General features: G+C 75.0%; 14 protein-coding genes and 1 pseudogene. 5 read left to right on the top strand and 10 right to left on the bottom strand.

Going from position 1 to position 13,821, the window contains the following annotated elements; all coding sequences use genetic code 11:
* Positions 1-147: 147 nt before the first annotated feature.
* A complete protein-coding gene (locus tag AB0G13_RS24470; RefSeq protein WP_357878373.1) occupies positions 148-1,083 on the bottom strand; it encodes an alpha/beta hydrolase in 936 nt (311 codons plus the stop codon).
* Between the two features lie 146 nt (positions 1,084-1,229).
* Between AB0G13_RS24470 and AB0G13_RS24475 the strand changes: the two genes are divergently transcribed.
* Entirely contained in the window at positions 1,230-1,820 is a 591-nt protein-coding gene (locus AB0G13_RS24475; RefSeq protein WP_357878376.1) for a carbonic anhydrase, read from the top strand.
* A gap of 115 nt (positions 1,821-1,935) precedes the next feature.
* Here AB0G13_RS24475 and AB0G13_RS24480 read toward each other — a convergent pair whose 3' ends face one another.
* Positions 1,936-2,265 (bottom strand): hypothetical protein, encoded by a 330-nt coding sequence (locus tag AB0G13_RS24480; RefSeq protein ID WP_121655853.1) that lies wholly within the window; start codon positions 2,263-2,265, stop codon positions 1,936-1,938.
* A 307-nt stretch (positions 2,266-2,572) separates the two neighbouring features.
* Here AB0G13_RS24480 and AB0G13_RS24485 point away from each other — a divergent pair, with 307 nt between their 5' ends.
* Together AB0G13_RS24485 and AB0G13_RS24490 are read left to right on the top strand one after the other, a co-directional pair.
* Complete coding sequence (locus tag AB0G13_RS24485; RefSeq protein WP_357878380.1) at positions 2,573-3,064, top strand: DUF3145 domain-containing protein; 492 nt, start codon at positions 2,573-2,575, stop codon at positions 3,062-3,064.
* A gap of 77 nt (positions 3,065-3,141) precedes the next feature.
* Positions 3,142-4,881, top strand: coding sequence for a glycoside hydrolase family 3 N-terminal domain-containing protein (locus tag AB0G13_RS24490; protein ID WP_357878383.1), 1,740 nt, complete (start codon positions 3,142-3,144; stop codon positions 4,879-4,881).
* Positions 4,882-4,887: 6 nt separating this feature from the next.
* Here the strand turns inward: AB0G13_RS24490 and AB0G13_RS24495 are convergent, their stop codons facing one another.
* Both AB0G13_RS24495 and AB0G13_RS24500 read right to left on the bottom strand, forming a co-directional pair.
* Positions 4,888-5,538 carry a lipoprotein gene (locus AB0G13_RS24495; RefSeq protein WP_357878386.1) on the bottom strand — a complete coding sequence of 217 codons (651 nt, stop codon included), beginning with the start codon at positions 5,536-5,538 and terminating at the stop codon, positions 4,888-4,890.
* 72 nt (positions 5,539-5,610) lie between these two features.
* Positions 5,611-6,513 carry a MerR family transcriptional regulator gene (locus AB0G13_RS24500; protein ID WP_357878389.1) on the bottom strand — a complete coding sequence of 301 codons (903 nt, stop codon included), beginning with the start codon at positions 6,511-6,513 and terminating at the stop codon, positions 5,611-5,613.
* Between the two features lie 89 nt (positions 6,514-6,602).
* Here AB0G13_RS24500 and AB0G13_RS24505 point away from each other — a divergent pair, with 89 nt between their 5' ends.
* Positions 6,603-6,821 (top strand): hypothetical protein, encoded by a 219-nt coding sequence (locus AB0G13_RS24505; protein ID WP_357878392.1) that lies wholly within the window; start codon positions 6,603-6,605, stop codon positions 6,819-6,821.
* Between the two features lie 134 nt (positions 6,822-6,955).
* Here the strand turns inward: AB0G13_RS24505 and AB0G13_RS24510 are convergent, their stop codons facing one another.
* From AB0G13_RS24510 to AB0G13_RS24535, 6 genes are all read right to left on the bottom strand, one after another.
* Positions 6,956-8,395, bottom strand: coding sequence for a carboxyl transferase domain-containing protein (locus AB0G13_RS24510; RefSeq protein WP_357878395.1), 1,440 nt, complete (start codon positions 8,393-8,395; stop codon positions 6,956-6,958).
* Between the two features lie 10 nt (positions 8,396-8,405).
* On the bottom strand, positions 8,406-9,632 hold the full coding sequence (fabF, locus tag AB0G13_RS24515; RefSeq protein ID WP_357878399.1) for a beta-ketoacyl-ACP synthase II: 1,227 nt from the start codon (positions 9,630-9,632) through the stop codon (positions 8,406-8,408).
* 2 nt (positions 9,633-9,634) lie between these two features.
* Positions 9,635-9,874 (bottom strand): acyl carrier protein, encoded by a 240-nt coding sequence (locus AB0G13_RS24520; RefSeq protein ID WP_089013151.1) that lies wholly within the window; start codon positions 9,872-9,874, stop codon positions 9,635-9,637.
* Positions 9,875-9,957: 83 nt separating this feature from the next.
* Complete coding sequence (locus AB0G13_RS24525) at positions 9,958-10,902, bottom strand: beta-ketoacyl-ACP synthase III (RefSeq protein ID WP_357878403.1); 945 nt, start codon at positions 10,900-10,902, stop codon at positions 9,958-9,960.
* Complete coding sequence (locus AB0G13_RS24530) at positions 10,899-12,068, bottom strand: acyltransferase domain-containing protein (RefSeq protein ID WP_357878406.1); 1,170 nt, start codon at positions 12,066-12,068, stop codon at positions 10,899-10,901. Before AB0G13_RS24530 ends, AB0G13_RS24525 begins: the two co-directional genes overlap by 4 nt.
* Before the next feature lie 78 nt (positions 12,069-12,146).
* Positions 12,147-13,394, bottom strand: coding sequence for a helix-turn-helix domain-containing protein (locus tag AB0G13_RS24535; protein ID WP_357878409.1), 1,248 nt, complete (start codon positions 13,392-13,394; stop codon positions 12,147-12,149).
* 194 nt (positions 13,395-13,588) lie between these two features.
* Here AB0G13_RS24535 and AB0G13_RS24540 point away from each other — a divergent pair.
* Positions 13,589-13,821: pseudogene (locus AB0G13_RS24540) on the top strand (hypothetical protein); the annotation flags it as partial.

Genomic DNA, 13,821 nt, shown 5'->3' on the forward strand with positions numbered 1-13,821 from the left:
TCGGCGGCGGGCGGCGCGAACCGTGCGAACCGCGCCAGGCCAACCGCAAGAGGGTACGGCCCGCGCGCAACCAGCGGCGCGACCGGTGCGGGAAAGGAACCCGCGTCACGCCCGCAGGGGGCCGCGGCGCGCTCCCGGACGCCCGGCTCAGTCCCCCCGGGCGGCGGCGGTGGCGTCGGCCCCGGGGGCGGCGAGCACGCGCCGCAGCACGCCGCCCAGCGCCGCGTTGACCTCGTCGGGGCGTTCCATCATCAGCATGTGCCCGGCACCCGGGCAGACGGTCAGCTCGGTCGCCGGCAGCGCGGCGGCGATCGATTCGGCGCAGGGTGGCGGGGTGAGCCGGTCCCGGTCGCCGACCAGGGCCGCCGCCGGCAGGTGGGCGAGCGCGGTGAGGGTGTCCAGCCGGTGCTGCGTCCCGATGGAGGCGCGGAACCCGCCGATCGAGCGCAGGGAGGCGCGGGCCACCGCCGAGGTGACCAGCCGGATGTCGTGGGGGTCGCAGCGGTCCCCGAAGAGCATCCAGCGGATGCTGGGACGCAGGGCGCGCAGCAGCGCCCGGGGCGGTCGCCAGGACCCGCACCGGGCCAGCACGCCGGCCCCGGTGGTCTCGGCGAGGCGGATCAACCGGGCGATCCGGGGCGAGAGGCCGTACGCGGTGTGCGTGTGGCCCTCGGCGGTGGTGGAGACGAAGACCAGCCCGGCCGTCCGGGCGGCGAAGTGCCCGGGGTGCCGGTGCGCGTACTCCATGATCGTCATGCCGCCCATCGAGTGGCCGACCAGCACGACGCGGCCGGTCGGGACCACCTCGTCCAGCACCGCGGCGAGGTCGTCGCCGAGTTGGGCCACCGTGGCGGTGGGCAGCGCCATGCAGCTCGACCGGCCGTGGCCGCGGGCGTCGTAGGTCACCACCCGCACCGCGTCGTCGAACCGTTCCCGCAGGTCGGCGAGCTGCCGATGCCAGGCCCGCCCGTCCAGCGTCCAGCCGTGCAGCAGCACGACGGTGACCTCGGCGCCGGCCGGTCCGGTCGCCTCGACGTGCAGGCGTACGTCGTCGGGAAGACGCACCTCGACGTGCTCCGACATCGTCACCTCCCAGGCCGCCCGGAACCGCAACACCGGGAATACCCGGTGGTAACACCGGCTACCCGTCATGAGACCACGGCAACCGGGTCGGTGAGAAGATTCGCAACCCGGCTCCGGGCGTCCGGTGAGCCCGCCAAGCTGGGGGCATGGGGTCGCCCCGCGCCGCGCTGGCCGAGCTGCTCGCCGGCAACCGCCGCTTCGTCAGCGGCCAGCCGATCCACGGCCACGACGTCACCGCCGCCGCGGCGGCGGCCTCCGGCGACCAGCAGCCGTACGCGGTGCTGCTCGGCTGCATCGACTCGCGGGTGCCGCTGGAGGCGATCTTCGACCAGACCTTCGGCTCGATCTGCGTGATCCGCACCGGCGGGCACGTGCTCGACCGGGCGGTGCTCGGCTCCATCGAGTACGTGGTCGGTGAACTGGGCGTGCGGCTGGTCATGGTGCTCGGGCACGAGCGGTGCGGCGCGGTGGCCTCCGCCGTGGACGCGTTGCGCGGCGGGCGGTCGCCGGGCGGCGCGCTGGCCCACCTGGTCGACCAGATCGCCCCGGCGGTGACCGAGGTGGGCGTCGACGACCCCCGGGTGCATCCGATGGCGGTCCGGCGGCACGTGCTGCGTACGGTGGCCGCCCTGCGCGCCGACGACCTGCTCGCCGCCCCGGTCGCCGCCGGCCGGCTGGCCGTGGTCGGCGCCCTCTACGACCTCGCGACCGGCGAGGTGGCCCTGCTCGAGGCGTAGGGAGGTGCCTTCCCCCGCACCCGACGTCGGGGGTGGGCGCCTGCCGGTGCGCAGACGCGGAACCGCCCGCCGGGATGATCCCGACGGGCGGTTCAGGTGTCGCGTGGGGGAGGGCTCAGCCCTCGAAGACGCCGGCCTCGACGAGGCGCTTCTCGGTGGCGTCCCAGCCGTCACCCGGGTGGGTGGCGTTGAGGTTGTTGATCTCGGCCCGGATCTTCGCGGCGTGACCGGCGGCGGCCAGCACCCGGATCTCCTCGACGAACGCCTCGGAGTCGGTGCGCAGGTGCGCGGTCTTGCCGTTGGTCAGGTTCCGCACGTAGGCGTGCTTGCCGCCGTTGAGCGGGATGAGGTACTTGAACTCGCCCAGCACGCTGAGGGCGCCACCCTGGCCAGCCTGGCCGGCCCGGACTGACGCGCGCGCGGTCTTAGAGGTGTTGCTCGCCACGGAGGTACTCCTTGCAAGACGTACGGGAGGACGGAACGTCCGGGGGCTGTGCGGGTGACACCCTGGTGGGTGGACCCGCGGAAGATGTGCGCGGCACAGGCCGCCGATGGAACTGTACACGACCACGATCCCTGGCAGGTCATCGCGTCGTGAGGGGTCAACCGGGGCACCCGTCCGACTATTCCGACCCGCGAATTTTCCGATTCCCTGGCGCACCATCCGTCACACCAGTCATCATGTGTTCCAGCAACCACTCGGGTGGTCGAGGTCGTAGGGGAAGACGCACCTCGCTCTCCGGGAGGTCACCGTGCCAACGCGTGGCGTCGTATACGTCCACTCAACCCCGCTCGCCGTGTGCTCACACGTCGAGTGGGCGATCGCGCGCGTCCTCGCCGCGCCGGTCAACCTGCAGTGGACGGCTCAGCCCGTCGACCCCGGCGCCCGCCGGGCCGAGTGCGGGTGGACCGGTCGTCCGGGGACGGGCGCCGAGCTGGCTGCTGCCCTCCGGCAGTGGCCCATGATCCGTTTCGAGGTCACCGAGGAGCCCAGCCCGGGCTCCGACGGCGAGCGCTTCATGTACGTGCCCGGGCGGGGCCTGTTCCGGGCGACCGTCGGGGCGGCCGGCGACATCCAGCTCGGCGAGGACCGGCTGCGCAGCATCATGGCGGGCGCGCGGGCGCCGGAGGCCCTCGCGCACGCCCTCGACAAGGCGCTCGGCACGGCGTGGGACGCCGAGCTGGAGCCCTACCGGTACGCCGGCGACGGCGCGCCGGTGACCCTGCTCACCCGCGTCGGCTGACACCCGGGCCCCGACCGGGCCCGACTCATCCTTCGGGGTGAAGGTCAAGTTGCCCCGATAAGGGGTGAACTGGTGGGATGGGCCGCGTGTCGACTACCCCGCGACGTGCCGGCGTCGCGCTCGCCGCCCTGACCGCGCTGCTCGTCTCCGGCTGCTCCGGTCCGGCGGACCGCCGCCCCGACCCGGCGCCGACGAGCGCCGCCGCCCCCACGGCCACCCCGGCACCCGCCACGAGCGTCCCCGGCGCCGACCCCGCCGCCCGCGCCGCCGCCCTCGTCGGCTCGCTCGCCGACGAGGACCTCGTCGGCCAGGTGCTGATGCCGTACGCCTACGGCGACGCGGCCACCCGGGTCTCGCCCGGCTCGGCGGCCGGCAACCAGGCGCTGGCCGGGGTGGACACCCCCGCCCAGATGGTCGAGAAGTACCGGCTCGGCGGGCTGATCCTGGTCGGCTTCAGCGCCGACGACCCGACCAAGGGCAACCAGGAGACGACCAACGTCGACGACCCGAAGCAGGTCCGCGCGCTGACCGACGGCCTGCGCGCGGCCGCCGGCCGGCTGCCCGCCGGGCCGGCGCCCTTCCTGGTCGGCACCGACCAGGAGCACGGCGTGGTCACCCGGATCACCGACGGCGTGACGCTGCTGCCCAGCGCCCTCGCCGCCGGCGCCGCCGGCAGGCCGGAGCTGACCGAGGCCGCCTGGCGGGCGGCCGGCACCGAGCTCGCCGCGATGGGGATCAACCTCGACTTCGCCCCCGTCGCCGACGTGCTCGCCACCCGCAGCACCGTGATCGGCTCCCGGTCGTACGGGGCGGACCCGAAGGTGGCGGCGGGGCAGGTCGCGGGCGCGGTCCGCGGGTTGCAGGCCGCGGGCGTCGCGGCCACCGTCAAGCACTTCCCCGGGCACGGGCACAGCGCCGCCGACTCCCACGAGGGACTGCCGGTGCTCGACCAGCCCCGCCGGACGCTGGAGACCGGGGCGTGGCCGCCCTTCTCCGCCGCCATCGACGCGGGCGCGATGGCCGTGATGTCCGCCCACCTCGACGCGCGGTCGGTGGACCCGGGCACCGCGGCGACCTTCTCGCACAAGCTGCTCACCGGCGTGCTCCGTGGCCAGCTCGGCTTCCAGGGCGTGGTGATCACCGACGGGATGAACATGCCGCCGGCCAAGCGCTGGTCGCCGGGCGAGGCCGCGGTGCGCGCCCTGAAGGCGGGCAACGACCTGATCCTGATGCCGCCGAACGTCGCTCAGGCGTACGACGGGCTGCTCGCCGCGCTCCGCGACGGCTCGCTGCCCCGGGCCCGCCTCGTCGAGGCCGCGACCCGGGTGCTGACCATGAAGTTCAAGCTGGCCGACCGGCCCACGCCGGAGCTGTCCACGCTGGGCGGCCCGGCGCACCGCAAGGCGGCCGAGGACCTGGCCGCGGCGGCGGTGACGGTGCTGCGGGGCGCCTGCGGCGGCGGCGTACGGGGCCCGGTGACCGTGACCGCCTCCGGCGGGCGGGACCACACCCGGGCGGCGCTGACCGAGGCGCTCAAGGCCGCCGGGGTCGAGGTGGTGGCCGGCGGCGGCACCGTGGTGCACCTCGTCGGGTACGGCGACGGCGCCGGCGACCTGCGCGCCGACGCCGCCGTCACGGTCGCCATGGACACCCCGTACGTGCTGGCGAAGGCCAAGTCGCCGACCCTGCTGGCGACCTACTCGTCCAGCCGGGCGTCGATGACCGCCCTCGCCGGGGTGCTGGCCGGCAAGGCCCGCCCGGACGGCCGGTCCCCGGTGCCGGTGACCGGCCTGCCCGCCACGACCTGCCGCGCGTGAGCCGCGTCAGTCGCGGTTGATCCGGGCCGACTGCTTCACCAACTGGTACGCCGGCAGCAGCTCCGCGGGCTCCGAGGTGTCCAGGCTCAGCACGATCGGCCCGTACAGGGAGGAGACCGCGATGGCCCGGTCGTGGACCGTGCCGCCGCCCTCCTTGAGGTAGCTCGCCTCGACGGCGTCGAGGGTGCCGGCCTTCACGCGCCGGTACTCCGCGTCGGTGGCGTCGGGCGAGTAGGCGTCGAGGAAGTGCTTCAGGTGCTCCTGGGCGCCGCCGGCGACCCCGTCGACCCGCCACACCCGGAGGAACCCGAGCGCGCCGGTCGGCCGGGCGTCGAGTTCGCACAGCATGAGGGCCTTGCCGACGCGGGGCTCGCCGAACTTCGCCGAGCTCTTCACCGCCTCGACCTTCCACTCCGCCGGCAGCGAGAAGGTGACCGGCAGCTCGCAGGGCGTGCCCTTCCCGCCCACCGTGGTGCCGGCGGTCGCGGCCACCACCTCGTCGTGCCAGGGCGGGCCGGGCGTCACCGGCGAGGCGGTGGCGCCCGGCGAGGCCGACGGGGAACCGCCGGCCGACGGCGACTCCGTCCCGTCGGCGCAGCCGCCGGTCAGTCCGATGGTGAGCGCCGCGAGCACGGCGGCGCGGGTACGACGTCGCATGGTGTCCATTCCCCGTTGACGATGAGCCGGCCCATCAAAGCGGCACGGACGGGCGTCGTCAACCCGATTGGACTAGCTGGCGCGCAGGGCGGCGATCAGCCACTCCACGGCGGGCACCGCGGGCGGGAAGGGAGGCCGCTGGTTGAGCACCCCGATCAGCTGCCAGTACCGCTCCACCTGCCGGTCCGTGAAGGCGGCCATCCCGTCGGCGAGCGCGAGCCGCTCGTCGCGGGACAGCCCCGGGTCCACCATCTCGTCGAGCACCGCCCGCGCCCGCTCCGAGTCCGGCGCGACGCCGGCGGCGAGCGCGGCGCGCGCCGGCTCGATCGAGTGCATCGCCGCCGGAGGCGACGGCGCGGTGCCCGCCGCGCCGGCCACCGCCATCGCGCGCACCCGCCGGCGGAAGTCCGGGTCGGCGACCAGCTCGGCCAGCTCGACCCAGGCGTCCACTTCCTCGTCGGTGGGCTCGTCGGGCAGGTCGGCGGGGAGCGTCCGCATCGCCCGGGCCAGCCCGTCGCCGTCGGGGCCGGGCTCCACGCCGCCGAAGACCTCGGCGACGAAGTCGTCGACGATCTGTTGCCGCTCTTGAGCGGAGAGGCGGGCCAGGTCGTTCATCAGTCTCAACTCCTCGGTCGTGCTGCCACGTCGGGCGACCGACCGCAGCACCGCCCGGCGCAGCCGCAGCGTGCGGATCTCCGCGTCCAGGGCGCGGCTGTGCGCCTGTGCCACCTCCCGGACGCTGGTCCGCCGCTGGAGGATCCGGCGGACGTCGTCCAGGCCGATCCCCAGCTCCCGCAGGCTGCGGACGAGGTCCAGCCGGGCCACGGCCGCCGCGTCGTAGAGCCGGTAACCGCCGGTGGACCGGGCGGTGGGCGGGAGCAGGTCGAGATCGGACCAGAAGCGGATCGTCCGGACGGACAGGCCGGTCCGGCGGGCGAGTTGCCCGATGGTGAACAGGTCGGTGCGGTCGTCCACGTCGAAGAGCCTCCTGCCTCCATCCGCTGGAGAGTCAAGCAGGAAAACCGGGTCGCCTTCGTCCGCCCCGCCTGGCACCTTCGGCGCACATGGGAACGGCTGAGGGTTTCGCGTACGTCGAGCGGTCGGACGGCACCGTGGTCATCACCCACCACGGCCGGGCGGCGGGCATCCTGCGCGGCGGCCGGGCGGCGGAGTTCCTCGCCGAGGTCGACGGCGACCCGCAGCTCGTGATGGCGCGGTGGACCGGCAACTACCGCCGGGGCAACGAGCGGACCGCCCGCCGGCACCCCCGCAACCGGGGCTGAGCGACGCGGAAGGGCCCGCGCTCGGTGGCGAGCGCGGGCCCTTCCGGCGTACGTCGGCCCTCCGGGCGGCCGGTCCCCGCCGGTGCCTGCGGCCGGCTCTCCCGCGCCGGCCGCGCCCCGACGAATCGGCCGGTCTAGAGGGGGATGTTGCCGTGGGCGCCTCGTGCCGCGGGGGCGGCGGCGAGGGCCTCGGCGATGCGGCGGCGGGTCTCGGCCGGGGTGATGACGTCGTCCACGACCCCGATCTCGAGGGCCCGGTTGACGCCGCCGGCGATGCGGGTCTGCTCCTCGACGAGTTGCGCGCGCAACGTCTCGCGCTCCTCGGCGGGGACGGCAGCCAGCTTCTTGCGGTGCAGGATGTTGACGGCGGCGCTGGCGCCCATGACGGCGACCTCGGCGTTCGGCCAGGCGAACACGGCCGTGGCGCCCAGCGAGCGGGAGTTCATCGCGATGTACGCCCCGCCGTAGGCCTTGCGGGTGACCAGGGTGACCCGGGGCACGACGGCCTCGGCGAAGGCGTGCAGGAGCTTCGCGCCGCGGCGGACGACGCCGTCCCACTCCTGGCCGAGGCCGGGCAGGTAGCCGGGGACGTCGACCAGGACGATCAGCGGCACGCCGAGGGAGTCGCACATCCGCACGAACCGGGCGGCCTTCTCGGCGCTGGAGGCGTCCAGGCAGCCACCAAGGCGCAGCGGATTGTTCGCGACGACCCCGACGGTGCGTCCCGCGAAGCGACCCAGGGTGGTCACCACGTTCGGCGCCCACTTGGCGTGCAGCTCCACCCCGGGGGCGTCCAGCAGCGCCTTGACCACCGGCCTGACGTCGTAGGCCCGGTTCGTCTCCACCGGCATCTTCGCCGCCAGGTCGTGTCCACCCTCGTCCTGGGCGGACACGTCGTCGGGCGACAGGCGCCCCTGCCGGCCCAGCAACGCGGCGAGCTTGCGGGTCTCGGTCATCGCCGCCTCGTCGTCGGCGCAGGTCACGTGGACCACCCCGGAGCGGCGGCCGTGCGGCTCGGGCCCACCGAGGCGGGCCATGTCGACCTGCTCACCGGTGACGCTGCGGACCACCTCCGGGCCGGTCACGAAGATCCGGCCCGCGCCGCTCATCACCACGATGTCGGTCAGCGCCGGCCCGTACGCGGCGCCACCGGCCGCCGGACCCAGCACCGTGGAGATCTGCGGCACCCGCCCCGAGGCCCGCACCATCGCCGCGAACACCTGACCCACCGCGTCCAGGGCGACCACGCCCTCGGCCAACCGCGCCCCGCCCGAGTGCCACAACCCCACCACCGGCACCCGCTCCCGCACCGCGGTGTCGATGGCGTCCACGACGTGCCGGCACCCGTCGGTGCCCATCGCCCCGCCCATCCGCGTCGCGTCCGTGGCGTACGCGACCACCGGCGAGCCCTCGACCTCGCCCCGCGCCCACAGCACACCCGAGGTGTCCCGCGGCACCGACAACCGCAACGAGCCCGCGTCGAACAACGCCCGGAGCCGGACTTCCGGATCCCGGTGGTCCACGACGGAAGATTCGTCCACGCCGACGGCGGTGGTGGTCACGTGAGCCTCCATGGCTGTGGTCTCAGGCCCGCGTGAAGACGAGAGCCACGTTGTGTCCGCCGAAGCCGAACGAGTTGTTCAGCGCGGCGGGGATGTCCATGCGGCGCGCCTCGTTGGCGGCCACGTCCAGGCTCAGCCCGTCGTCGGGGTCGTCCAGGTTGATCGTCGGAGGGACGACACCGTCGCGGATCGCCAGGATGGTGGCGATCGACTCCAGCGCGCCCGCCGCGCCCAGCAGGTGACCGGACATCGACTTGGTCGAGGTCAGCACCGGGTGGTCGCCCAGCGCCGCCCGCAGCGCGGTGATCTCCGCCACGTCACCGACCGGGGTGGACGTGGCGTGCGCGTTGACGTGCACGATGTCCGCCCTGGCGACGCCCGCGTCCGCGATCGCCTTCGCGATCGCCCGGATCGCGCCCTCGCCCTCGGGGTGCGGCTGGACGATGTCGTAGCCGTCGGAGGTGAGCCCGGCGCCGGCCAGCCGGGCGTAGACCCGGGCGCCCCGGGCGGCGGCGTGCTCCGCCCGCTCCAGCACCACGATGCCCGCGCCCTCACCGAGCACGAAGCCGTCGCGGCCCTTGTCCCACGGCCGGGAGGCCCGCTCCGGCTCGTCGTTGCGGGTCGACATCGCCCGCATCGAACTGAACCCGGCGATCGGCAGCTGGTGGATGACCGCCTCGGTGCCGCCGGCCACCACCACGTCGGCCCGGCCGGCGCGGATCATGTCCATGCCGAGCGCGATCGCCTCGGCACCGGTCGCGCAGGCGCTGGCCACCGAGTGGACCCCCGCCTTCGCGCCCAGCTCCAGCCCCACCCAGGCGGCGGGGCCGTTCGGCATCAGCATCGGGATGGTGTGCGGGGACACCCGCCGCGGGCCGGACGCCTCCAGGATGTCGTCCTGGGCGAGCAGCGTCAGCGCGCCGCCGATGCCGGAGCCGACGCTGACGCCCAGCCGCTCCGGGTCCAGCCCGGAGTCGGCCAGGCCCGCGTCCGCCCAGGCCTGCTGCGCCGCGATGATCGCGATCGCCTCGGAACGGTCGAGCCGGCGGAGCTTGACCCGGTCGATCAGGCCGGCCGGCTCGACCGCGAGCTGGGCGGCGATCCGGACCGGCAACTGCTCGGCCCACTCCTGGGTGAGCGGACCCACCCCGGAGCGGCCGGCGAGCATGGCGTCCCAGGTCGACGCGACGTCCCCGCCCAGCGGGGTGGTCGCGCCGAGCCCGGTGACGACGACGTCGGTGTGAGCCATGATCAGGACTGCGCCTCGATGTAGGTGACGGCGTCCCCGACGGTCTTCAGGTTCTGCACCTCGTTGTCCGGGATCTTGACGCCGAACTTCTCCTCGGCCGCCACCACGACCTCCACCATGGAGAGCGAGTCGACGTCCAGGTCGTCGGTGAAGGACTTCCCCTCGGCCACGTCGTCCGGGTTCACCCCGGCAACCTCTTCGAGGATCTCGGCGAGGCCGGCGGTGATCTCGTCACGGGTCATTGCGGTTGGTTCCTCTCATCGTGGATCATTCGACGGCCGACGACGCCGGCCGTCACTCCCCGGCGCAGGGGCCGGAGGGGCTTTCAGGGGCAGCGGACGACCTGACCGGCGTAGGTCAGGCCGCCGCCGAAGCCGAAGAGCAGCACCGGGGCGCCGGACGGCACCTCCCGCCGCTCGACCAGCTTGGACAGGGCCAGTGGCACGCTCGCCGCCGACGTGTTGCCGGACTCGACGATGTCCTTGGCGACGACCGCGTTCGGGATGCCGAGCCGCTTGACGATGCCGTCGATGATCCGGGCGTTGGCCTGGTGCGGTACGAAGGCCGCCAGCTCCGACGGGTCCACCCCGGCGCGCTCGCACGCCTGTCGCGCCAGCGGCGCCAGCTCCGTGGTGGCCCAGCGGAAGACCGACTGGCCCTCCTGCCGGATGGACGGGCGCCAGCCCTCGATGCGTACCGCGTCGCCCTTCTCGGGCACCGAGCCCCAGACCACCGGGCCGACGCCGGCGGGCTCACCGTCGCCGACCGCCGACACCACGGCGGCGCCGGCGCCGTCGGCGAAGATGATGCAGGTGGAGCGGTCCGTCCAGTCGACGATGTCGGACAGCTTCTCCGCGCCGATCACCAGCGCGTTGCGCGAGGCGCCGGCCCGGATGGCGTGGTCCACGGTGCCCAGCGCGTACGCGAAGCCGGAGCAGGCCGTGTTGAGGTCGAACGCCCCGGGCGCGGTGATGCCGAGCTTGGCGGCGACCCGGCAGGCCACGTTCGGGCTGCGGTCGGCGGAGCTGCACGTCGCCACCACGACCAGGTCGATGTCGGCGGCGGTGAGCCCGGAGTTGGCCAGCGCCTTGCCGGCGGCGGCGGCGGCCATGTCGGCGACCGTCTCGCCGTCGGCGATCCGCCGGGTGACGATGCCGACCCGGTCCCGGATCCACTCGTCGCTGGTCTCGACCAACTGGGCGATGTCGTCGTTGGTGACCACGCGGGAGGGCTGGTAGTGCCCCAGCGCGACGATCCGGCTGCCGGTCATGCGTGACCTCCGATACGGACGAGCGGTTGCCCCGGCGCGACCGGGTCGTCGTGGTGGGCGAGCCACTCGGTTAGCACGCCGCTGTCGTGCGCGGTCACCTCGACCGGGCCCTGCCGGGTGGCCACGTGGCCCACGACCTGGCCCGTGCGGAGCGTGTCGCCCTCGGCGAGCTCCCGCGCCGGCTCGAAGGTGCCGGCCGACGGGGCCACCACCACGCGGAAGTGCATGGTCGGCTCGTGGCTCGGCGCCATCCCGTGCCGGGCGATCAGGTCCCGGGCGGCGGGCAGGTCGTCCGGGGTGTTGAGGGTGACCACCTCGGGGGCTCCGGCCCCCTTGAGCTCCCGCTTCACCAGCCCCGCGAGGGTGCCGGCCGGGGGCAGCTCGATCACGCCGGTCACCCCGAGGTCGGCCAGGGTGCGCATGCAGAGGTCCCACCGCACCGGCGCGGTGACCTGGCGGACCAGGCGCTGCACCATGGCGCGCCCGTGGTTGACCGCGGCCCCGTCGAGGTTCGACAGCAGGATCCGGGCCGGGTCGCTCGGGGTGATCCCGGCGGCCACGGCCGCCAGCGCCGCCTCGGCGGGGGCCATGTACGGCGTGTGGAAGGCGCCGGCCACCTTCAGGCGGATCACCCGGGCCTTGGCCGGCGGCTCGGCGGCGAGCTTCTCCAGCCCCTCGACGGCCCCGGCGGCGACGAACTGGCCGGCGCCGTTGCGGTTGGCCGGGTGCAGCCCGTGCGCGACGATCGAGGCGAGCACCTCGTCCGGGTCCCCGCCCAGCACGGCCGCCATCCCGGTCGGCTCCAGCGCGCAGGCCGCGGCCATCTCCCGGCCACGTACGCCGGCCAGGGTGATCGCCGCCTCCGCCGGGAGCACCCCGGCGAGCGCCGCCGCGCCCAGCTCGCCCACGCTGTGCCCGACGGTGAGCGTGACGTCGTACATCGGCAGGTGCTCGGCGGCCAGCAGCGCGGCGGCGACCAGCAACGGCTGGGTCCGGGCGGTGTCCCTGATCTCGTCCGCGTCGGCCACGGTGCCGAGGTGCACCAGGTCGACCCCGGCCAGTGCCGACCACCAGCGCAGACGCGCCTCGGCGCCGGTGAGGTCCAGCCAGGGAGTCAGGAAGCCGGGTTTCTGGGAACCCTGGCCGGGCGAGAGTACGGCGAGCACGTCTATGACTCTCCCGGATACGCGCGGGTAGCGCTGTGCCGCCCCCGACCAAACCGCACTAGAACCTTTGGAGGGATCCTACAGAAATCGGCGGCGATCATCACCTGTGTGTGACGTTTTACCGCCGCCTGGGTTCATTGTCGCGGTTGGTACCACCGGGTCGAGCCGGCCGACGGTGAGAGCCACCTGGAGCGCGAACGCGTCCCGCGCCGTGAGCGGCGAGAAGCCGGTGACGTCGGAGATCCGCCGCAGCCGGTAGCGCACCGTGTTCGGATGCACGAAGAGGGACCGTGCGGCGCTCTCCAGCGTGCCGCCGGCCGCGAAGAAGGCGTCGAGGGTCTCCAGCAGTTCCCCGCCGGCCCGCACCAGCGCGGCATAGACGTCGTGGCGCAGCCGTCGGCGTGCCTCCGCGTCCCCGGCCAGCGCCCGCTCCGGCAGCAGTTCGTCCGCCGGCACCGGCCGGGGCGCGGTCGGCCAGGCCGGGGCGGCCCGGAAGCCGGCCAGCGCGGCGCGCGCCGACTCGGTCGCCTCGTCCAGGCTCGGCACGGCCGGACCGACCACCACCGGCCCGTCCCCGAACGCGCCGAGCAGCTTGCCGGTGGCCGCGACCGGGTCGGCGGCGCCGCCGAGCACGATGACCAGCCGGTCGCCGTGCACCCCGCCGATCACCTCCGTGCCGATGCGCCGGGCCTGCCGGTGCACCGTGTGCAGCACCGCCGAGACCTCCCCGCCGGGGGAGCGGCCGACCGCCACCGCCACCGGCGGGGCGTCCGCCCAGCCGAGCGCCGCCGCCCGGCTCGCCAGCACGTCCGGCGAGTCGCCGCGCAGCAACGCGTCCACCAGCAACGCCTGCAACCGGGCGTCCCACGAACCGCGCGACTCGGCGGCCCGGGCGTACACGCGGGCGGCGGCGAAGGCGATCTCCCGGGAGAAGCGCAGCACCGCCTCGCGCAACTGCTGCTCCTCGCCCTCCGCCGCCAGGTGCGAGACCTGCTCCTCGACGACGTCGATCATCACCTTCACCAGCGCGACGGTCTGCTGGAGGCTGATCGAGCGGGCGAGCGCCTGCGGCGCGGTGGCGAAGACCTCGTCCGAGACCTCCTGGGTGCTGTCCGCCGTGCCGCCGCCGTCACGCAGCCACTGCACCAGCGACCGGGCGCCGGCCTGGGCCACCAGCATCACCCAGGAGCGGTGGTCGGGCGGCAGGCCGCGGAACCAGGGCTGGGTCTCGTCCATCCGGGCCACGCTGGCGCTGGCCAGCGCCCCCGCCGCCCGCTCGATCCGGCGCAGCGTGGCCGACAGTTCCGTCCCGCCCGGCTCGCTCACCGCCCCAGCCTGACATGCCCCGACCTGCGCCTCCGCGCCGGGCGGTCCGCCTCCGCGACCGGGCGCCCTCCCGGTTCCGCGCTGCCGGTGGGGGAGGCGGGTGCGGCTGTACGGGGCGTCGGTGCCGGCCAGTACGGTGACAGGGCCCGTCGGAGCGACCCCGGCGGGCGGGGCGAGAGCGTGAGGAGACCGGGATGGCGCACGGGGAGGCCGAGCACGGCTGCGCCCAGGGCGAGCCCTGCCGGCCGGGCCACCACGAGCAGCAGGCGGCAGCCAAGCACCGCCGGTTGCCCGGCGGGTTCCCGGCCCACTCGCCGGAGCACCCGGCCCGCGCGTGCGAGCGCCCCGACGAGGACGTCACGGTGCCCCGGCAGCGCGTGGCCGAGCCGGCTGCGAGCGGCGAGCCCGAGCCGGCGGCGGCCCACGG

This window comes from Micromonospora sp. NPDC023633, assembly GCF_040640035.1.
In the GTDB taxonomy this organism is placed as follows: Bacteria; Actinomycetota; Actinomycetes; order Mycobacteriales; family Micromonosporaceae; genus Micromonospora.